The following is a 21787-nucleotide window of genomic DNA, read 5'->3' on the forward strand; positions in this document are numbered from 1 at the left end:
CTACTTATTAAGCTTTTTTCGCTAAATAAGAAATATAATCGAAAAACGCATTATGTTCAACATAATTAACTACATTCACTTTACGCCCGTTATCATCTTTGTAAGTCTTTCCTTGACTCGGCCCATGACTTATTACATTCACATTCATTTTTACTGATTTTACTAGTTTAGGCATACCAACATATGCAGTTGTTAGAACATCCCATAAAAAGTATGTAGAATTTGTAAAGAAATGCGTTAATGGTGGTACTGCAGCATAACTTACTCCTAAAAAATCAATCCCTACAAATTCTCTCTCGTCCGCCCATTTTTGGCGCACATCTAATGTCAAAGGCACTTGATTTGTACTTTCTAAAGCTACCATATCAATCTTAAGATTACTATCGAACACCGTTTTAACCGCTTCAGGGTCCCAGAACGCATTCCATTCTGCAGTGCCATCGTGTTCTGGTTCTTCAACATTGCCTTTATCTAGAAAAGTTCCACCCATCCATACTAATTTTTCTACATTTGATAGGAATGATTGATCATGACACATCGCTTTAGCTAAGTCGGTAAGTGGACCAGTAAAGAGTAATGTCACCTTTTCAGTACTTGCGTTTACTTTTTGGATTATATCTTCATAAGCTTCATAGTTACTTTCATTAGCTCGTTTAGGCGTTTGGCTTTCATTTAAAATTGGTAATGCATCCATAAAGAAGGCGTGCATTCTCCATTCTTTAGGAAATGGATTTTTACCTCTTTCGTAAGATGGTGCAACTTGTATCGATTGATTAGAAAATCGATTAATAATTTTTACTGATGCACTCAATGAAGGTTCAAGATAACAGTCGGCTCCAATTGTACTCACACCAATTAATTCAACATCTTCCATTTGCAGTAATAAAAATAAAGAAATTAAATCATCAACTCCACCATCATGGTTAAAATAAACTTTAGTCATAATTATCTCTCCTCCATTCTTAATTATTATTTTATCAAAATTCTCATAGTGTATTAAAAACAGGTTGCCACTATTGTAGCAACCTGCAATATAACCAATTGATATTCGTTAATTCCCTTTTTTGAATATTATTTTGCATCCATTAATTTTTTCTTCAAGTCTTTACGCATAAAGTCTAACGTATAAGGATCATTATACCAATAAGTTTCAGCTTTTACCTTAACAACGTGGCCTTTTTTAACTGCAGGTAAATTTTTCCAGATATTTGTTTTTTCATAACCTGGAGTAGATTTACCGGCACTTGTTGACACAATATAATCCCCTGCAACTTTCTCAATTTGCTCTTGATTTACTTCTGCCCAACCTGCTTTTTTAGTTAAATCATTTTGACCTTTAGACATCTTTAATCCGAATGCTTGATATAATACTTCGCCACCACGACCCCAGTTATCACCGTATGTATATAATTTTTTATCAAATTCATCGAAGATTGAAACTGTAGCATCTTTACCTATCTTGTTCTTGATTTCTTTACCGTCTTTAGCTGTTTTTTCTTTCCACTGTTTTTCCCATTTTTTAACTTCGTCTTCTTTACCAAGTAATTTACCTAATTCCTCTTGTTGCTCTAGGTATTTATGCTTTTGGTAATTGAAAGGTACAGTAGCTGCAATTTTTTTATATTTTTTAATATTTTTATTTTGATCTAAAACGATGATTAAATCTGGTTTTTGCTTGGCAACTTTTTCAACATCGTCGTCTCCCACTTTAGTAACACCTTTAAATTTATCTTTTAAAATATGACTTTGATCAACTTGATTACTTACTGCAACGATATTTCCACCTAATTTTTTAATTCCACCTGCGTATGAAGGTGCAACAACTGCAATACGTTTTGGATCTTTAGGTATTTTAATTGTTTTACCATCATCTGTTTTATATGACTTAGTTTCTGCCTTTTTATCTGAGTCCTTCGAACTGTTTCCTGAGTTGTTTCCGCATGCTGCTAATACTAGGACTAAGACAATTAAAGGTAATAATAATTTTCTCATAGTTCCCTCCTAAGTGATAACGATTATCAATTTCGTTATTAATTATACGAAAATCATTGTAGTTTTACAATAGTTTATTAAATTCATATTTTTAAAAATTAAAAAAACAACATGTTATCCGAGAACGATAACATGTTGTATTAAGACACCCCTTACATCTTACCTGTAATACTTTTAGCAATATTCGTATAAGCCATGTCTTCCATAGGAGGATTATGCAATCCAGCCCTCATATCTCTATAATAACGTTGCAACGGTCGATCCATCTCTAAACTTTTAGCTCCAACGATTCTCATTGCTAAATCTATGACTTCCATCCCTTGATTCATCACCATTACCTTACTAGCTGAAGTTACATTCCAAATTTGCGCATCTTCTTCATATATTTGGTAACCTTGAGCAGTACTCCATAAGAAATGGCGCGCCGACAATAATAAACTTTCCATTTTACCTAAATTCTGTTGAACGGTCGGCAAATCTGCTATTGTTCCTTCAATGCTATTGGGGCTATAATTTTCCGCAAAATGAACTGCATAATCTCGAGCAGCTTGCGCAATACCCAAATAACAACTTGGTATATGAAGAATCCACCCATTCGGTTGAGGTTTACGACTAGCTTCAACAAAATACTCGTATGGTATATGAACATCATTAAGAACTAAGTCATGACTTTCAGTGGCACGCATTCCTACCATATTCCAATTATCAGCAACTTCAACGCCATCAAATTCTCGAGGTACTAAGAAGAATCCAACTGTATCGAGCTCTTCTACATAAGCTCCAACAATGTAATGCGTTAATGCTTTACTCATTGAGGTAAATGTTTTAACTCCATTTAGCACATAACCATTGTCTTCTTTAACAGCATGTGTACCTGGCCGCCCACCTCTAGTAGGACTACCGGTTTCTGCTTCGCTAACAGCACGATTAACTAGCGCTCCATTTACAATCTCATTCGCGAATGTATTGAGCATACTTTGCTCCCACATATTTTGTTCATATAATTGACCAACCACACTGAGATGCCATCCAATTGATAAAGCCGTTGCGCCATCTATTGCACCTAAATAACTTTGTAAGATGACCATATCTTCTATTGTTGCACCTTCTCCACCGTACTCTTTAGGTAAAGTCAATTTAGTATATCCCTCATCGACTAACCATTTTATATTTTCAAATGGAAATTGACCTTGAATATCATTTTCCGCAGCTCGTTGTTTAAATATATCTTCCACTTGCTTAAACTTTGCGATCCATCTTTTTTGAATTTCTGTGCGTACTAGAAACGACTGTACCACTTCTCTCACCTCAAATACATTCCCTTTTAATTAATCCTAGTTTAACACTCGACTTTTATATTTGAAAGTCTCCTTTTTGAAAATGTTTCTCACGATTAAAATATATTTCCGAACCCTCTAAAAAAGCCTTGAATGATCTCCAAATTGTATCATCCAAGGCTTCATCTTCTACATCACGTAATTAATATTTAACACTTAACTTAGCGAACAACTTTCCTAAATCGAACTACATCTTCAGCAAAATAATTTAAGTTCGATGTTTCTCTCCTGCAAACAGCATCAACCACGTTGCTAAAATAAACGGCATGGTTAATGCAGGCAAACCAAAAGGTTCAAGCAACGTATTTAATCCAAGATGTATAAATACTGTTAACAATACACCACAACCTGTAACCAAATAGCTATTCATCGTTGTTTTAAAAGTAACACCTAGTGCAATTGCCGTTAAAACTAAATTATAGCCGAATAAACCTTCATTGATGTCTGTATAATTACCACCTAATAATCCAACGATGACGAAACCCACAAGATTAGCAATAACTGCGTAAATGCCAGCCTTCCTAGAACCTATAAATATACCAACTAGGATAAATAAACCACCTATAAAATTTGGTACAAGAAATACTTGGCTAAACCCTTCTATAAGAGATTTAAAAAATTGGATATGTTCATTCCCAAGATCAAATGACGCTTTTTTAATATGACCAGGAATGATATCTAGTTCAGTAGTTAAATGTTTAACTTGTCCAGGTATTAATACAGTAATCCAAGTCATAATGACAAAAGGTGAAGTTAGCATAGATACACCATATGGTTTCAAAAATTCTCTAATTGCTGAACTCATAGGTAGTGTTAATATTGTTGCAATTAACGTCATTAATACGCCACTCCAATTATTGTCTATGAATAATATTAATGCTATAGCAGTTAGTACCGGACTAAATCCTGCTAACCCATTGTCAATTTCTTCTTGTGAGTAGTTCATATACGGTGCAAGTAAGTAAGCAATACTACTAGCAAGAAGTGCACTTAAACCCACTTTCCAATTCGCAACAAATAAACCAATCAATACTAATAAACCAGTCCATTTACTATTAATCAATAATACCTGAGCGATATTTTTCAATATTACTTCAATTGTTTTCAATTCTTTCACCTTAATTCTTAAAAATTTTAAGTATATTCTAGTGCTAAAATAAAATATCTTAAATATTAATAATCCTTTTTCTAATAGAATATTTTTAAATATTAGATAAAAATTATATTCGATGTTATTTGTACACTAATTGTAAAACATCTTTATTAAAATAACAAAATTATCTTACCGCATTACTTGTTTATTCAATTAAATCGTTCTAAGATTAATTTTGCAAGGCAAATTTTTTTGAAAGAAGGGATTATTTTTGCATTTCACACAACGAGAGCAAGATAAGTTAATGATAGTTGTGGCTGCAGAAGTTGCTCGTCGCCGTAAAGCACGAGGCCTTAAACTCAATCATCCTGAAGCACTTGCTTTGATTAGTGATGAACTACTTGAAGGAGCAAGAGATGGTAAAACTGTTGCTGAACTAATGAGCTATGGCAAAACGATTTTAAATGAAGATGATGTCATGGACGGTGTTGCAAGTATGATAAAAGAAATTGAAATCGAAGCAACATTTCCAGATGGAACTAAATTAATTACTGTCCATCATCCGATAGTTTAAGGAGGACTATATAATGATTCCTGGTGAAATAAAAGTTAAAAGTACAGAAATAGAAATCAATAAACATCATCCTGAAACTGTTATTGAAGTAAAGAATACAGGTGACAGACCTATCCAAGTTGGTTCTCATTTTCATTTCTTTGAAGCTAATAAAGCTCTAGCATTTGATCGCGAAAAAGCATATGGAAAGCATTTAGATATCCCTGCTGGAGCTGCTGTTAGATTTGAACCTGGTGACGAAAAGGAAGTTCAACTTGTTGAATATGCTGGTCATCGTAAAATCTTTGGTTTCCGCGGTTTGGTCAATGGTGATATAGACGAAGAACGCGTCTATCGTCCAACTGGTAAAAATGATGAAAATGCTGGCATTTTCGGTGATGAAGGCGAACAAAATGCGAATAAAAAAGGTGGTAAGCAATAATGAGTTTTAAAATGACACAATCTCAGTATACAAGCTTATACGGTCCTACCGTTGGTGATTCAGTGAGATTAGGAGACACAAACCTTTTCGCACAAGTTGAAAAAGACTATGCTAATTTCGGTGATGAAGCTACTTTCGGTGGTGGTAAATCAATTCGCGATGGCATGGCGCAAAATCCGAATGTAACCCGAGATGATAGAAACGTAGCAGATCTTGTATTAACGAATGCCCTAATTATCGATTATGACAAAGTTGTCAAAGCAGATATTGGCGTTAAAAATGGCTACATTTTCAAAATTGGTAAAGCAGGCAATCCTGATATTATGGATAATGTAGATATTATTATTGGTTCAAACACTGACATTATCGCTGCAGAAGGTAAAATCGTTACAGCCGGAGGTATAGATACACACGTACACTTTATCAATCCGGAACAAGCTGAAGTAGCCCTTGAGAGCGGTATTACTACACATATTGGTGGTGGTACTGGTGCATCTGAAGGTACTAAAGCAACTACTGTGACTCCAGGCCCATGGCATATACATCGTATGTTAGAAGCCGCAGAAGAACTCCCTATTAATGTAGGATTTACTGGTAAAGGTCAGGCCGTAAATCATACAGCGCTGATTGAACAAATTCATGCTGGTGTAATCGGTCTAAAAGTACACGAAGACTGGGGTGCTACGCCTTCAGCATTAAGTCATGCATTAGATGTCGCAGACGAATTTGATATCCAAATCGCACTTCATGCGGATACGTTAAACGAAGCTGGCTTTATGGAAGATACGATGGCAGCTGTTAAAAATAGAGTGTTACACATGTACCATACTGAAGGTGCTGGTGGCGGACATGCTCCAGACTTAATTAAATCCGCTGCTTATCCAAATATTTTACCGTCCTCTACGAATCCGACCCTACCTTATACACATAATACTGTAGATGAACACTTAGATATGGTAATGATTACCCATCATTTAAATGCTTCTATACCTGAAGATATTGCTTTCGCAGATTCAAGAATTCGTAAAGAAACGATTGCGGCCGAAGACGTACTTCAAGATATGGGCGTATTCAGTATGATTAGTTCTGACTCACAAGCAATGGGACGTGTGGGTGAAGTGATTATTCGTACTTGGCAAGTTGCCCACCGCATGAAAGAGCAACGCGGATTACTAGAAGGTGACTCTGAATATAATGACAATAATCGTATTAAAAGATATATTGCTAAATATACAATTAACCCTGCTATCACTCATGGTATTTCAGATTACGTTGGTTCAATTGAACCGGGTAAATTTGCCGACCTTGTCGTGTGGGACCCAGCATTCTTTGGTGTCAAACCTGAACTCATCGTTAAGGGGGGGCTTATTAATTCAGCTGTGAACGGTGATGCCAATGGTTCTATACCAACTTCAGAACCACAAAAATATCGTAAAATGTATGGTCAATACGGTGGTAACATTACTCATACAGCAATGACTTTTGTATCAAACACTGCTTACGAAAATGGTATATCCCGTCAATTAAATTTACAACGCGTGGTTCGTCCTGTTAAAAATATACGTCAGTTATCTAAAGCAGATATGAAAAATAATAATGCTACACCTAAATTAGATGTAGATCCACAAACCTATGAAGTATTTGTAGATGGTGAAAAAATCACTAGTGAAGCTGCTACTGAATTACCATTAACTCAAAGATACTTCTTATTCTAGGAGGCATACAAATGATTATCGAAGAAATTCAAGGCAACATTGCGAATTTATCTCCTGAAGAGAAACAAAAACACATTGAAAAAGTTTACTTAGAGAACTCTGATTTAGTAAAAAGAATTCAACGTGTCAAAACTGATCACGGTAATGAAATAGGTATCAGATTAAAACAACCGATTGATTTACAATACGGCGATATCTTATACCAAGATGAAACAAATATGATTGTGGTCGACGTAAACTCTGAAGATTTATTAGTAATTAAACCTAGAAACCTTAAAGAGATGGGAGATATTGCACATCAACTCGGAAATCGTCACCTTCCAGCACAATTTACAGATACTGAAATGTTAGTTCAATATGACTATTTAGTTGAAGATTTACTTAAGCAATTAGGTATTCCTTTTAATCATGAAGATAGAAAGGTAAATCAAGCATTTAGACATATAGGACATTCTCATGATTGATCATCAACATCTAAGACTTTTTCAGTTCTGTGATTCTCAATTTCCGACTGGTGCATTTAGTCACTCATTTGGTCTTGAAACTTATATTCAACGACAGACGGTACATGATGCTGAATCATTTACACAGTGGCTTACACTCTTTTTAAATGAACAGTTGACCTATTCAGATGGTTTGGCAATGCGAATTATATACGATGCTTTAGAAAATAATAATCAGACAAAAATTTTGGACATCGATAAAAAAATATTTGTTCAAAGTGTGCCTAAAGAAACTCGAGTTGGTACGAAACAAATGGGCACGAGAATGGTTAAATTGGCAATGGAACTTTATGATGCACCGTGGATCCAGTGGTATCATGAACAAATGAATCTCAAAAAAGCAAAGCTACATCCTGCGATATGCTTTACTATTTTAGGTCATCATTTAGGAATGAACATTGACACAATCATAGATTATTATTTATACCAAAACGTATCTAGTTTAACTCAGAACGCTGTTAGAGCTATCCCTCTTGGTCAAACTGCCGGACAAAAAGTCGTAACGAACATGATTCCATATATTGAAAAAACACGTCAACACATATTAGAGCTAGCAGAATCTGATTTTGGTATGACTGCTCCAGGATTAGAACTAAACCAAATGGAACATGAAAACGTGAATGTGAGAATATTTATATCATAGGAGGCATATTTTATGGCTGAACCAATTAGAATTGGAATTGGAGGACCTGTAGGTGCAGGTAAGACTCAATTAATAGAAAAAGTTGTTAAACGTCTATCTCAAGAAATGAGTATCGGTGTCATAACTAACGATATTTACACTAAAGAAGATGAAAAAATATTAGTCAATAGCGGTGTGCTACCTGAAGATAGAATTATCGGTGTAGAAACAGGTGGTTGCCCGCATACTGCAATCCGTGAAGATGCTTCTATGAACTTTGCTGCTATTGATGAATTATTAGAACGCAATGATGACATTGAACTCATTTTCATTGAATCTGGTGGCGATAATTTAGCAGCTACTTTTAGTCCTGAACTTGTAGACTTTTCAATTTATATTATTGATGTGGCTCAAGGTGAGAAAATTCCTCGCAAAGGCGGACAAGGAATGATTAAATCTGATTTCTTCATTATAAATAAAACAGATTTAGCTCCTTATGTTGGTGCTTCGTTAGAACAAATGGCAGAAGATACGAAAGTCTTTCGTCGCAATCGCCCTTTCGCTTTCACTAATTTGAAAACGGATGAAGGTCTAGATGAAGTGATTGAATGGATTGAGCGAGATACACTACTTAAAGGATTAGCTTAATGGCACAATCTAAATGGACAGGAGAACTCGACTTAACAGTCTTTAATAACGGGCATCGTTCCGTTGCACGAAATATCTTTTTTGAGAAAGCACTGAAAGTCCTTCGTCCTGTGTATCTTAATCAATCTACAATTCCAACATTTTATATTGTTAACGTCGGTGGTGGCTATTTAGATGGAGATCGGTATCGTCTAAACATAAATCTTGAAGAAAACGCCCAAGTTACCTTGACATCCCAAGGCGCCACAAAAATATACAAGACACTAAATGATCGCGTAGAACAATATCAATCTTTTAATTTGGCGAATCACTCTTATATGGAATTTGTTGCCGATCCAATTATCGCTTATGAAAATGCAAAATTCTATCAACATAATACGTTTCGTTTAGAAGCTGAAAGTTCTATGTTTTACACAGATATTCTAACGCCTGGCTATTCTTCAGACGATCATGATTTCACTTATAAATATATGCACTTAATTAATGAAATTTACGTAGAAGACGAGTTAGTCACATATGATAATATGCTATTAAACCCTGAGAAAAATCAACTTAGTTCAATAGGCTATATGGAAGACTATACACATTTAGGCTCAGCTTATTTTATTCATCCAGAAGTAAATCAGAATCTTATTGATGATATTTATAAACAAGTATCGCATTATGAAAATAAATTGAATTGTAGATTAGGCATTACACAGTTACCCACACACGGACTTGCAATACGTATTTTAGCGAATCGTACACAAACTATCGAAAAAATATTAACGAAAGTTCAATCATATATCGCTCAAGTACTTTATCAGCGCGAAATAGAATTTTTAAGAAAATATTAACTATTATTCACATTAAAAGACTAGGCATACTACTCCGATAGTAGACCTAGTCTTTTTTTAGAAATCTTCATCCTTAAAACACACATGAAACTTCAGTTCTCTAGTATTTTTTAAATATATTGTTCTAATTCAACAATTAATTTTTTAATTTTCTCTCGTTGCTCCGCTGTTACAAATACAATAACTGTTCTTTCATCATGCACGCTTCGTTTTTTTGATAATAAATTCAAGTCTTTTAATTTTTGTAATGCTTTAGTTAAATAATAAGGTTTAAATTCTGAACATGTAGCAATTTCTTTAGAAGAGATTTCGTTAGATTCACTTTTTAAAATGTGATTAAGAATATAAATTTCTTCATAATTTAAATTATATTGCTTTTTAGTATCTCTGAAAAACTTTTTTACTTGAAATGTAGCATTGACCAAATCATTGATATCTTGGATTTTTCCCATATTAAAACCACTCCTCTGATGCACATCTTGTTGTAGCAAGGTTCACATGTATTTTATCTAACCGAAAATTTCTCCGCCCATGTTACAAAATACATTTTAAACAAATAGGTATAAAAATTCAATATTTTTATTACTACAAAATGCATTTATAGATTTATTTCTTAACCTATACATTTATATAAGTGAATTTGATGTAATTAAAAATTATAATCCAATTTATATAACACTAATTGCATCATAGTAATTTTAAAATTTTATATAATTCCTATCAGTTTAATTAGCTTTATCGCATAGTCGACAAGAGTGGTTTTTATTGTATACTATTCTTTACTGTTCATAAGCATACCAATATTTTGGAGTATTAATGAATAACTGAGCATATACTAGTTATTGAATTTTCTGTTTAACATAATCTACAAATGCTTGAACATCTTCAGTTTTAATTTGTTTCATAGGCACTTTACCGATATTAAATTCAAACATAATATCTTTGCCATCAAATTCCACTTGATTTACTTCATCATATCTAATATTTCTATAATAGAATTGACCATTCATATCTACATTCATAATCAAACGTTCATTAGTAGCAATGAATGCCCCTTCAAATTCACTTTGCCCCTGTACATTGTATTCAATGATACCTAAAACAGAAGGTCCTTTCTTTTCTGTTGGGAACAAATCGTCAGGATTTACATTATCTAAAATCATTATCTATTCTCCTTACTTTATCAAATCAATTTTGTTTTATAGTCGTTCTATTCCCGTTTCCAAGCTATTGTAACATTCACTAATGGTTGATTTAATGTAGTCCACTTTTTCTTCATTAACACTTAAAACAATATTTCTCTCATCTTCAGTACTTCTACTTTTATTAATATATCCTTTGGCATACAATTTTTTGATGATAGGGCTGACTGTAACAACCCCTTTTAATAAATGAGCTTTAATATTTTTATAAGTGGATGGTTCATTATTAATAATCAGTAGCCCTAATATATATAACTCTTCTAAAGATAGCTGGTCTTGAGATGGCACTTTTTCAATGCTTTCAAATTGGTCATGACAATTTAAATAATAAGGAAGTGCAGTATGTTGATTAATGTAAGCGATGGATTTAGATTTTAATTCTAAAAATGATTTAAAATCCTCAAACATAAGGGCTATTTTTTCATGTTGCACTGCTGATAGACAAATGATTAATCGTCGTTGATCAAGCGGATCACGTTTTTTAGTGAGCCAATTAAAATCATATAGTTGATTTATTAATTTAAGAAGATGGTTTTTTGAATAATTTCTATAAAAGATAATAGCATTCAAACTTAATCCTTCTTTATGTTTCTCAGTAAAATGGTATATGAATTGTAATAATTTTAATTGTTCCACCGTTAAATTATAGGAAACTCTCAAATATTCTATCGAAATGTGATCTAATACAAAGTGAGCTAGAAAACTTTTAATCTTCTGTTGATGCATATGATGACAATCCTCTCTTAGCAACCAACCACGCTCTACAATGAAATAAGAAATTTAATATGGGCAATACTATCTTTAGGAATTTCTATCGAAGATGTTGAAATTTCTTTGAAATTTAATTTTGCTAACCAATGGTGTTGATGATAAAGCATTAGATTGTCCAGACTATTGTTCTCACTTATCGCATACCTTTGAATATCGAAATACTCTACCTCTGCATGGTTGAGTTGTTTAATATCTGAAAAAATTAATCGATATTGATTCACATTCATCTTTGATTTGATATTTAAAAAATATGTAATTACTTGATACTCGTGTTTATATCGAGTCATTACCATCTGGTTATTTCTATAAACTATTTCGCCTCTCAGTTGGTTTAACATACTGATTACATAAGATACTAACTGGAATGCATTCGGCTCTTGTTGAGCTATATTAACTACCACATATTTTTCTAAATAAGGTAACGATAAACCACTCACTTTATCATATTGATTCATTAATAATCTTATATAATCAATTGTTTGTATATTTAGTAGTTTTTCCTTATTTTTTATTAATTGGTCTACTTCAATAATTATTTTAGACTGATGAATATCGAGGTCCTCTAATAAGTTAATCGGTATCATTATTTTATCCACATCATTTACTATTCGCGCTAAACCTAACTCTTCATATTGGCCAGGTTTTACTCGATAAATCAATTGATAATCATCAAAATACTTATTAATAGATTGTTGTAACTGGTGGATTAAACTACACTTAACTTCTTCTATTAAAAACCCTAATTGAAAATGATTAAATTGACGCAAAAATATAAATAATACTTCCAATGCTTGATGAAATGACATTTTCTCTGATGAGTTAAATACATCTGGCCTTGAAGTTGATACTTTAAATATAGGATGCATATTTAAATCAGATATAAATTGAAGAAGTTGTAACAACTCTTTTATAAACGACTCTCTATCTTTAAATATATCTTTATAATTTAAATCTACTATATAATGTACATTTCCTTTATTGATATTTAGTGCTCTTTTCATGTTTAGAAATGAACATTGGTCAAAATAATTATTGTTAATATGTTCAATATAAAAGTCCGGTGATTGATATATATTGTTACTTTCTGCCACTCTAATTGTACGCTCTTCTATTTCAAGTGAAGTTTCTTCTCTGAATTCACTTAGAGACTTTAGAATATGTCGATTTAAATCAATTTCTTCAGATTTATTTTGGAAGATAGACGTTGCTATATAATCTCTTCTAATTAATTTAGGTGTGTTACCATAAGTATCTTTAAATAATTGTATAAATCGAGAATAATGGTGGAAGCCATGATCAATTGCTATCTCTTCTATAGGTCGACGTGTAGTTAAAATATCATTTAGACAAAACTTTAAACGTAGATGGTTAAGGTATTGGTTAAATGTTTGAAAGGGCGTTTCTTTAAACATACTTGTAAGTGTTTGATTAGATAACTGAACTGCATTAGCTAAGTCTTGCTTATTTATTTTATTTTCATGGTGATTAACTAAATATTCATGAACTTCTTCTGAAATGTACATTTTTTGATTAAATGGGTGGTCAGTATTCTCAAAATGACTTAGTTCAACAATTAAATACAGAATTAATTTATTGGCCTCTGTTTTGTAAGCTTTTTTTAGAGTATGTAATTCCAATAACTTTATTATCCAAAATTTAACTCTTTCTTGCTCATTTTTATTTATTTTTAGACCATTAGATAACATTGAGTTATTCGCAATTCTAAGATATGAATCATAAGGTATATCAATAACACAGCAAATTGAATCATTTTCACTTTTAAATGAGTATGTATCATTTAAAAGTACGAATGCAATTTCATCTTTAATTAATTCATACTTGTTCAAATTAATAGTTAACTCACTCTTACCTTGTAAACAATAGAATACTCTTACATTTAATGCTTTAGTTGTTTTAATAGCTAATTGATTAAAAACACGTATCGAATAATTCTCTCTCATATGTCTGCCTCACGATGTAGTATTGTGTTTTTGTTTATTAAAATTCTCCCCGATTGTTAAAAACTAAATTTAACTAGACAACATCTATATTTCATTCTTAATTATACAATCTTTAAATTTTTAGCTGTAGCAAATTAGATTAATATTATATCAATTTTCTTTTTAATTTAAATAGCTTTACCTAATATTTTTCGATTAATATCCTTAATAAATCTTTCAATATCCACACAAACGATTTATTGAACAGGCAAACATCATCTAGTTTATTCAATATATAATTCAATAAATATTTAAATACATTTGCTTTAAAGAATTTTCTGTAAATTTACAGTGTTGTAACAACAAAATATATTTTTTAATTCAAACAAAAATAAAATGCCGTCATAATCGTTTTCCAACAGATTCGACTAAAATGTTGGATTATAACAAACCGTGTAACAATATTAGCAAAAAATTACAAAACGTTAACAAGCCACACAAGCATACTTTTTTCTGATAAAGTATTGCTTGTCGTTAAAAAAGAACGAAAGAAATTAGTAACTCATTGGTCACATGACTATTAAATAAAAAAGATAATTTAATTCTCAGGAGGATATTTAACAATGAAAAAAATCGCTACAGCTACAATCGCAACTGCGGGAATCGCTACTTTCGCTTTTGCACACAACGATGCTCACGCAGCAGAACAAAATAATGGTGGTTATAATCCAAATGATCCAACTTCATATAGTTACTCATACACTATCGATCAACAAGGAGATTACCACTATACTTGGAAAGGTAACTGGAGCCCAGATCGTTTAAATTCTCATAACAATTATAGTTACAGTAACTACTCAAATAATAATTACAATAGCAGTAATTATAGTAATTCTAATAACCAAACTGGTGGCTTAGGTGCTAACTATTCTTCAACAAGTCGTAACGTACATGTAACAACAACTTCTGCTCCATCTTCAAATGGTGTGTCATTATCAAACGCATCTTCAGCAGGTGGTAACTTATATACTTCAGGTCAATGTACATACTATGTATATGATAAAGTTGGTGGAAAAATCGGCTCTACTTGGGGTAACGCTAATAACTGGGCAAACGCTGCCGCTTCAGCAGGATATACAGTAAATAACTCACCTTCACAAGGTGCGATTTTACAAACTTCACAAGGTGCATTTGGTCACGTTGCCTATGTTGAGAGTGTCAACAGCAATGGTTCAATTACTGTTTCAGAAATGAACTATGGCCACGGTGTAGGTGTTGTAACATCACGTACTATCTCAGCTAGTCAAGCTGCTTCTTATAATTATATTCACTAATAATGCAATTATATTTATTAACGTCAAGCATTCATTCCATTTTAGGTATGAATGCTTTTTTTATTCATTGAATGCCCTATCAATTTAAAAATAATTAAACATAAAAAAGGCCTATTACTTAGAAAGTAATAGGCTAAAAATAGTTTTTTCTAAAACAAATTCAAATGTTCTTGTTTAGTCTTTCTATATCATTTTAAAATTGATAATTAAGATGTATAAAAGAATTCGTTACATACAGTCAAGTATTTATTCCGCTACAAAATAAATACAATCACTATATAGAAGGATATTAATATGCTAAAACCAACACTAGATATAATCGCTACAAGTTATATCTATGTATATTGTTTCAACATATTTAGTATATTCCACTCTGTAAAAATATTAAACTTAACTTTTATTTAATTTCTTTATACCTATACCTGTAAAACCGTAAGTAATTGCTATTAGTGCACACAAGTAACAAGGTACTGTCCAAATAAAGAAATCTCCTACTGACACATTTAATTGGTGTGAATAATATATACCTGAAGTTCCCCATGGAATAAGTGGTAAAATCATAGTGCTTGAATCTTCAAGTGTTCGAGATAATACCGATCTTGATAAATTCATCTTTTCAAACATTTCTTTCATTAACACACCAACCATGATAATTACAATAGAAGCAACACCTGCTGCAAAAACAAGCATCAAACTACAAACCACTGTAATAAGTATAAGAGTTCCAACTGATTTTACACCTTTAGATACAGTATTTAACATGACATCTAAGCATCCTGCTTTTTCTACAATACCTGCAAAGGCATAGCCACAAAAAATAGTAACAATAATTTCTGTCATGCTCATCATACCACCTTGTTCTATTAAAGTGGTCACATTCTTAGATAAGTGTGATTGATTTACCATACTATGATTAAAACCTTCAAACATTGCTTTCAAACCATCAACTATATTGAAATGATTATTAAATGTTCCAACAATTAAAGCACTTAAACTAGAAATGAGCATGGATGGTACTGTAGAGACTCTTAGGAATAAACAAACCGCAATTACAACTAAAGGAATCCATACAATTAAATTAATGTTATAAACTTTATCTAACTCATGGAGTAATGTCTGTATTTGTTTAGGATTCGTATGACCTTTTGAATGCAATCCCGCAAAGAACCACACAATCATGCCAATGATGGATGCAGGAATTGTTGTCCACATCATTGATTTGATATGAGCAAAGATATTCACTTTAGTAACTAATGCGGCTAAATTAGTTGTATCTGATAAAGGCGACATTTTATCGCCAAACACTGCGCCTGCAATAATTGCACCTGCAGCCATACCAGGCGCTACGCCTAACTGATTTGAAATTGAAATCAATGCTATACCTGCTGTAGATGCTGACCCCCAAGCTGTACCTGTAGCGACCGAAGTAATTGCACTAATGATAAATGCAGAAACTAAAAAATAACTCGGATTTAAGAACTTTAAGCCATAATAAATCAATGCTGGCACTGTTCCAGAAAACATCCAACTGCCAACTATAATCCCTACGGCTAAAATGATAAAAATAGCAGGCATAGCTGTAGTAAGCCTCTTAGTTATACCTTCTTCTAAATCTTCCCATCTTAACCCAACTCGATATGCAATAAATGCAGCATAAGCTGATGATATTAATAATAATATCTGAATAGGTATATTAAAGAAGATAAATCCTATTACTACCACTATTACCATAAATATAATCGTAGATAAGGACTCCAAAAATGTGGGTTTCCTATACTTATGCGTCATATTAAATGCTCCCTTCAGCAGTTTTTGATGCAAAACCTCTTTTCGTAAACTTGTGATTAAATTTTTATTCTAAATCTAATTTTTCTAAACCTAATTCTTCTATTGTCAACCCTTCTTCAAAGAAGTCTCGTTCGAGAATTGTTGATGCGATAACTATAACCGCATCAATATTAGGTGTTGGTACATCTATAACTCTCCCTAAACTAGACCATAAGACTAATCCATAAGCGATATCTTCAGTTAAATATCTATTTTCTACATGGTTAGGTCCCGGTATTTTAGAAAATACTGGACTCGTATTAAATAGACGATTTAAAGGTTCATCTTCATCTTGTCGTTCTAAATAACCTCTTTGAATACGAGATTCTTTTGCTGTAGATAACTCAAACCCTAATTTTCTCCCTAAATTCAATCGTTCAAGTTCAATCGCATGTAATAATCGAACTGTATGTTTAGTTATCCCTTCTTTATATAATGAGAAATTCTCAGCATAATCTATTCGACCTACGTTTAGTAAAGTAGGACCCGGGTGTACTTCTGGGTTACCATTCTCTAGATTTGTCTTTAACAGACTTTCCTCTTTAACTAGATATTCATAAATTTGTGATACTTTTTCGTAACTATCATTTAATTCACTTCTATCAAATGTTGAGAAAAATACTCTACGTACATTAAGTGATAAATCTACTCGCGCATTTTCAAAATCAACACGTGTACCATAAGTAAGCGTGTTGGCTTCAGCAAAATTAGGGTGTACATCAATGTGACGATCCTCTAAAACGTTCATAAAACGAATAGATCCCATAGAAGCAGCTATGTTGAAAAAGATAAGATGTTTATCTGTCACAAAATGAGACATGACTTTAGCATAATATTCAATAAAGGATGATGGAATAATGACTTGAACTATATCTGCATCTTCTAGAACATATTCAATATCATCACTAATATTTGTGAAAGGTATAAATTTTTCTTGTCCTTCATTATTAAAATCAAAACCGCCTTTTTCGAAAGCAGCATTAAATTTTTCAATTGACTCGTTACGACAATACAATCTTACGTCATGACCTTTGTCTACCATATCGACAGCCGCAGTTACTGCACCATTACCTGAACCTACAATAGCTATTTTCATAATTTTCCTTCTTTCTTCATTAAAATAGTTGCGTTCATGTTTGTTAATTTAAATAATCCAATAAAAAAGGAGTGGGTCTGAATTCATCAATCGTATAGGAAGAATTCTGCGGCCCGCCCCGCGATAACTATAAATAACGTGTTTAATAAGTATGAGTCAAAGCCATTCACTTACTCAAAAACATGACTTCTTCTGTATAATAACAATACTATATAACCGAATAAACCATTTTTTAAACTTATTCAATATTTAAAGTTGAAAATTTAAATTTATCATTTAATAATATATTCTATTTTGATATAGTAATATGTGTATTATGTATATAAATAATAAATTCGGAGGCTATTCATTATGAATAATAGTGAAAATCATCGTTTTGATCATTCAGAAACAACTTCAGAAGGTCAAATGTCATCTCAAAACTTAAATAGTGAACGAAACCAATCTAATCAAAATAGTGATTACCAACAATATAATAGAAGCAATCAGTATACTTCACAAGAAAACAATCAAATCGCAAAAGATGAAGAGCAAGACGAGCGATTAATGTCAATGTTAATTTATCTATTAGGTTTATTTACAAGTTTTATTGGTCCACTTGTCATATGGTTAGTAAAACGAAAAGATTCTAAACTTATAGATACAGCTGGAAAGACATATCTAAATTACTACATTTCTTATTTTATATATTCTGTAGTTGCAGTGATTTTAGTCTATGGCTTTCTTTTCATATCAACCTTGAGTGATAATAATACAGGTATTCAAATTTTTGCATTAATTTGTATGTTAATTCTCACTCTTGCCTTACTTGTTTTATCAATTATTAGTATAGTATGTACTATTATTGGATGCGTTAAGTATTTTTCAGGCAAAACCTATAAAATACCATTCAGCATCCCTATCATAAAATAAAAGTTAGGTCTTATTTTATTACAATAACCTGTAACAAAAGCTTAAGTTTTTAAACAACAAAACCTATTTAATTTTAAGAACAGTGCTTCATTGAAGTTTTGTAACACACTGTAACCTTGACTAACGTTTATTACAACGATGGTCAAGGTTTTTTTAATTGGTTTACGAAAGCGTAACATCAATCACAAACATAAAATATTTTGTTAGAGTTGTTGTGTCGTCAAAGATGACGAATAAATAACATAAAATGATATATTCTTACTCATTGGTCGCTACACCTTTAAGATATATCATATTATTGTTTTATTTTTGGGAGGACTTTTAATTATGAAAAAATTAGTTACAATTACGACATTAACAGCAGGTATTGGTGCATCTTTATTTGGAACTACGACAAACGCACATGCTGCAGAAAATAGTCATGGTAATCAACAGTGGAATCAACATTCTCACAATCCCATGAACAATGGTTTTCAAGAACATGATACTCAATTGAAGCATTTTAACAATCACCCACAACGTCCATTTAACTACTACAAGGACCAGCATAGCTTAAATCAAAATATACGCACACACACTTTTAAAAATACAATTACAACATCAGCTGACTTAAACTCCTCATCAAACTCTAATTCAAGCAGCTCATCTACTACTTCAACTAAGACAACGTCTTCTTCAGGAAACTTATATACAGCTGGTCAATGTACTTGGTATGTTTATGATAAAGTTGGAGGTAAGATAGGTTCAACTTGGGGTAACGCAAATAACTGGGCAACATCAGCTCAATCAGCTGGTTATACTGTTAATCATACTCCAGAAAAAGGCTCAATTCTTCAATCATCTGCAGGTGCATATGGACATGTTGCTTATGTAGAGAGTGTTGGTAGTGATGGTTCAGTTACTGTATCAGAAATGAATTATAATGGTGGACCATATGTTGTAGATACACGTACAATCTCATCAAGTGAAGCAAGTTCTTACAATTACATTCATCTCGACTAAACACTATATTTTCAACTATCTTATAGCTCTAACTCCCGTCAAAGTTGCGATTTATATCTAAGTAACTTGACGGGTTTTTAATTCAATATACTAAATTAATACTTAACTACTACGTCAATTTTTAAATATTGCTACACTATCACTTATTTGAGAAAATAGTGATATCACTTTAAATTGGAGGCAATTGATAATGCAATGGCTGAAGGTAATTATAGCTGGATTTGTAGAAATCATCTGGGTTACAGGTTTAGATAATGCGCATTCTTTATTAAGTTGGGTTGTTACCCTCTTTTTTATTGCCCTCAGTTTCTATCTTGTCATTGATGCATCTAAGCATTTACCAGTAGGTACCGTCTATGCTTTTTTTGTAGGTATAGGTGCTGTAGGTACGGTACTTGTAGATATGATTTTCTTCAATCAACCCTTTACACCTACCAAGCTTATATTAATCATAATTCTTATTGCAGGTATTATAGGCTTAAAACTCACTACTAATGAAAATGAAGAAGGAGGTCAATAACGATGGCGTGGATTTTTCTTTTAATAGCCGGAAGCTTAGAAATACTCGGTGTGGTACTACTGAATGAATTATCACGTACACAAAATAAATTATTCATCATATTACTTGGCCTTGCCTTTATTTTAAGCTTTAGCACTTTAAAACTTGCCATGCATGAAATACCTATGGGCACAGCTTATGCTATTTGGACAGGTATAGGAACCGCAGGCGGTACCATAATCGGCATGTTATTTTATAAAGAATCGAAACACTTTAGTCGAATTATTTGCATTTTAATGATACTTGTAGCTGTAGTCGGATTACGTTTGATTGGCTAATTTATATAGTGAAATAGTTCATAAGAATCTTATATACTGCCATTAGCCAAGCTATTTTAATCTTAATGTGGTTGAACGCTTTCTATTGTTTGCGCTTTCTTCTTTTACTATACTATTAATAAAGAAGGAGTGATAATTATGGAAAAAGTATATATCGCAGGCGCAATTCCTGAAGTAGGATTAAACTTATTGAAAGAACATTTTGAAGTTGAGATGTACGATGGCGAGGGAATTATTGATAAAGAAACTTTAAAAGAAGGCGTTAAAGATGCCACTGCTTTAGTAAGTTTACTCTCTACTAATGTGGATAAAGACGTAATAGATAGCGGTAAAAATCTTAAAATTATTACTAACTATGGCGCTGGTTTCAATAATGTTGATGTCGATTATGCAAGGGAAAAAGATATCGATGTGACTAACACACCTAAAGCATCCACAAATGCCACTGCTGATTTAACAATTGGCTTGATACTTAGCGTTGCCCGTCGAATTGTTGAAGGTGATGAATTATCAAGAACTAAAGGCTTTGACGGCTGGGCGCCTCTATTTTTCCGTGGAAGAGAAGTTTCAGGCAAGACAATTGGAATTATTGGTTTAGGAGAAATTGGTGGTGCTGTTGCCAAACGTGCACGTGCATTTGATATGGATGTATTATATACAGGCCCACACCGTAAAGAAGAAAAAGAAAGAGAAATCGGTGCTAAATATGTAGATTTAGATACTTTATTAGAGAATGCAGACTTCATTACTATTAATGCGGCTTATAATCCTGACCTTCATCATTTAATTGATAGTGAACAATTTAAACAGATGAAATCCACAGCATATCTAGTTAACGCTGGTCGAGGACCTATCGTCAATGAACAAGCACTTGTACAAGCGCTTGAAAATAAAGAAATCGAAGGCGCTGCCCTAGATGTATATGAGTTCGAACCTGAGATAACAGATGAGCTCAAATCGTTTAAAAATATTGTTCTTACACCACATATCGGTAATGCGACATATGAAGCTAGAGATATGATGGCTAAAATCGTTGCTAATGATGCAATTAAAAAATTAAATGGTGAAGAACCACAATTCGTCGTAAATCGAAAATAATATATCACTCTGAACGTACAAAAAGTG

At 32.5% G+C, this 21787-nt stretch carries 23 protein-coding genes; 13 read left to right on the forward strand and 10 right to left on the reverse strand.

What is annotated here, in order from left to right:
- Positions 1-7 precede the first annotated feature (7 nt).
- From HMPREF3154_RS00500 to yut, 4 genes are all read right to left on the reverse strand, one after another.
- On the reverse strand, positions 8-946 hold the full coding sequence (locus tag HMPREF3154_RS00500; protein ID WP_162837222.1) for a nucleoside hydrolase: 939 nt from the start codon (positions 944-946) through the stop codon (positions 8-10).
- 125 nt (positions 947-1071) lie between these two features.
- Positions 1072-1992 (reverse strand): ABC transporter substrate-binding protein, encoded by a 921-nt coding sequence (locus HMPREF3154_RS00505; RefSeq protein WP_002432640.1) that lies wholly within the window; start codon positions 1990-1992, stop codon positions 1072-1074.
- 152 nt (positions 1993-2144) lie between these two features.
- Positions 2145-3290: an acyl-CoA dehydrogenase family protein gene (locus tag HMPREF3154_RS00510; protein WP_023351291.1), complete on the reverse strand. Its 1146-nt coding sequence runs from the start codon at positions 3288-3290 to the stop codon at positions 2145-2147.
- 247 nt (positions 3291-3537) lie between these two features.
- Complete coding sequence (gene yut / locus HMPREF3154_RS00515; protein ID WP_023351290.1) at positions 3538-4437, reverse strand: urea transporter; 900 nt, start codon at positions 4435-4437, stop codon at positions 3538-3540.
- Between the two features lie 256 nt (positions 4438-4693).
- Between yut and HMPREF3154_RS00520 the strand changes: the two genes are divergently transcribed.
- From HMPREF3154_RS00520 to HMPREF3154_RS00550, 7 genes are read left to right on the forward strand one after another with little or no spacing between them, the layout of a single operon-like run.
- A complete protein-coding gene (locus HMPREF3154_RS00520) occupies positions 4694-4996 on the forward strand; it encodes an urease subunit gamma (RefSeq protein ID WP_002469713.1) in 303 nt (100 codons plus the stop codon).
- Between the two features lie 13 nt (positions 4997-5009).
- Positions 5010-5417 (forward strand): urease subunit beta, encoded by a 408-nt coding sequence (locus HMPREF3154_RS00525; RefSeq protein ID WP_023351289.1) that lies wholly within the window; start codon positions 5010-5012, stop codon positions 5415-5417.
- Positions 5417-7132 (forward strand): urease subunit alpha, encoded by a 1716-nt coding sequence (ureC, locus tag HMPREF3154_RS00530; RefSeq protein ID WP_023351288.1) that lies wholly within the window; start codon positions 5417-5419, stop codon positions 7130-7132. The genes HMPREF3154_RS00525 and ureC overlap by 1 nt, the downstream gene beginning before the upstream one ends.
- Positions 7133-7143: 11 nt before the next feature.
- Complete coding sequence (gene ureE, locus HMPREF3154_RS00535; protein WP_002432939.1) at positions 7144-7596, forward strand: urease accessory protein UreE; 453 nt, start codon at positions 7144-7146, stop codon at positions 7594-7596.
- Positions 7589-8278: an urease accessory protein UreF gene (locus tag HMPREF3154_RS00540; RefSeq protein WP_023351287.1), complete on the forward strand. Its 690-nt coding sequence runs from the start codon at positions 7589-7591 to the stop codon at positions 8276-8278. Before ureE ends, HMPREF3154_RS00540 begins: the two co-directional genes overlap by 8 nt.
- A gap of 12 nt (positions 8279-8290) precedes the next feature.
- Complete coding sequence (gene ureG / locus HMPREF3154_RS00545; protein ID WP_002453820.1) at positions 8291-8905, forward strand: urease accessory protein UreG; 615 nt, start codon at positions 8291-8293, stop codon at positions 8903-8905.
- Complete coding sequence (locus HMPREF3154_RS00550) at positions 8905-9741, forward strand: urease accessory protein UreD (protein WP_023351286.1); 837 nt, start codon at positions 8905-8907, stop codon at positions 9739-9741. The genes ureG and HMPREF3154_RS00550 overlap by 1 nt, the downstream gene beginning before the upstream one ends.
- 110 nt (positions 9742-9851) lie before the next feature.
- Here the strand turns inward: HMPREF3154_RS00550 and HMPREF3154_RS00555 are convergent, their stop codons facing one another.
- The 4 genes from HMPREF3154_RS00555 to HMPREF3154_RS00570 form a co-directional block, all read right to left on the reverse strand.
- Positions 9852-10193, reverse strand: coding sequence for a SarA family transcriptional regulator (locus tag HMPREF3154_RS00555; protein WP_023351285.1), 342 nt, complete (start codon positions 10191-10193; stop codon positions 9852-9854).
- A gap of 387 nt (positions 10194-10580) precedes the next feature.
- The gene (locus HMPREF3154_RS00560; protein WP_002432947.1) at positions 10581-10904 is read right to left on the reverse strand and encodes a PH domain-containing protein; all 324 of its coding nucleotides are present in this window, start codon (positions 10902-10904) and stop codon (positions 10581-10583) included.
- Positions 10905-10940: 36 nt separating this feature from the next.
- A complete protein-coding gene (locus HMPREF3154_RS00565) occupies positions 10941-11669 on the reverse strand; it encodes a transcriptional regulator, SarA/Rot family (protein ID WP_002432665.1) in 729 nt (242 codons plus the stop codon).
- A 35-nt stretch (positions 11670-11704) separates the two neighbouring features.
- Positions 11705-13675 carry a helix-turn-helix transcriptional regulator gene (locus HMPREF3154_RS00570; protein WP_023351284.1) on the reverse strand — a complete coding sequence of 657 codons (1971 nt, stop codon included), beginning with the start codon at positions 13673-13675 and terminating at the stop codon, positions 11705-11707.
- Between the two features lie 602 nt (positions 13676-14277).
- On the opposite strand from HMPREF3154_RS00570, the gene HMPREF3154_RS00575 reads away from it, so the two are divergent.
- Positions 14278-14988: a CHAP domain-containing protein gene (locus HMPREF3154_RS00575; protein ID WP_023351283.1), complete on the forward strand. Its 711-nt coding sequence runs from the start codon at positions 14278-14280 to the stop codon at positions 14986-14988.
- 390 nt (positions 14989-15378) lie between these two features.
- Here HMPREF3154_RS00575 and nhaC read toward each other — a convergent pair whose 3' ends face one another.
- Entirely contained in the window at positions 15379-16776 is a 1398-nt protein-coding gene (gene nhaC / locus HMPREF3154_RS00580; RefSeq protein ID WP_002432773.1) for a Na+/H+ antiporter NhaC, read from the reverse strand.
- A 64-nt stretch (positions 16777-16840) separates the two neighbouring features.
- The gene (locus HMPREF3154_RS00585; protein ID WP_002432785.1) at positions 16841-17911 is read right to left on the reverse strand and encodes an NAD/NADP octopine/nopaline dehydrogenase family protein; all 1071 of its coding nucleotides are present in this window, start codon (positions 17909-17911) and stop codon (positions 16841-16843) included.
- 351 nt (positions 17912-18262) lie between these two features.
- On the opposite strand from HMPREF3154_RS00585, the gene HMPREF3154_RS00590 reads away from it, so the two are divergent.
- The 5 genes from HMPREF3154_RS00590 to HMPREF3154_RS00610 all read left to right on the forward strand — a co-directional run bounded on the left by HMPREF3154_RS00590 (position 18263) and on the right by HMPREF3154_RS00610 (position 21760).
- Positions 18263-18823, forward strand: a complete 561-nt coding sequence (locus tag HMPREF3154_RS00590) for a DUF4870 domain-containing protein (RefSeq protein ID WP_002432650.1) — start codon at positions 18263-18265, stop codon at positions 18821-18823.
- Positions 18824-19150: 327 nt separating this feature from the next.
- A complete protein-coding gene (locus tag HMPREF3154_RS00595) occupies positions 19151-19825 on the forward strand; it encodes a CHAP domain-containing protein (RefSeq protein ID WP_023351282.1) in 675 nt (224 codons plus the stop codon).
- A gap of 190 nt (positions 19826-20015) precedes the next feature.
- On the forward strand, positions 20016-20345 hold the full coding sequence (locus tag HMPREF3154_RS00600; protein ID WP_002432921.1) for a DMT family transporter: 330 nt from the start codon (positions 20016-20018) through the stop codon (positions 20343-20345).
- Between the two features lie 2 nt (positions 20346-20347).
- On the forward strand, positions 20348-20662 hold the full coding sequence (locus HMPREF3154_RS00605; RefSeq protein ID WP_002432642.1) for a DMT family transporter: 315 nt from the start codon (positions 20348-20350) through the stop codon (positions 20660-20662).
- A 138-nt stretch (positions 20663-20800) separates the two neighbouring features.
- The gene (locus tag HMPREF3154_RS00610; RefSeq protein ID WP_002432697.1) at positions 20801-21760 is read left to right on the forward strand and encodes a 2-hydroxyacid dehydrogenase family protein; all 960 of its coding nucleotides are present in this window, start codon (positions 20801-20803) and stop codon (positions 21758-21760) included.
- Positions 21761-21787 lie beyond the last annotated feature (27 nt).

The organism is Staphylococcus sp. HMSC06C11 (assembly GCF_001808345.1).
In the GTDB taxonomy this organism is placed as follows: Bacteria; Bacillota; Bacilli; order Staphylococcales; family Staphylococcaceae; genus Staphylococcus; species Staphylococcus capitis.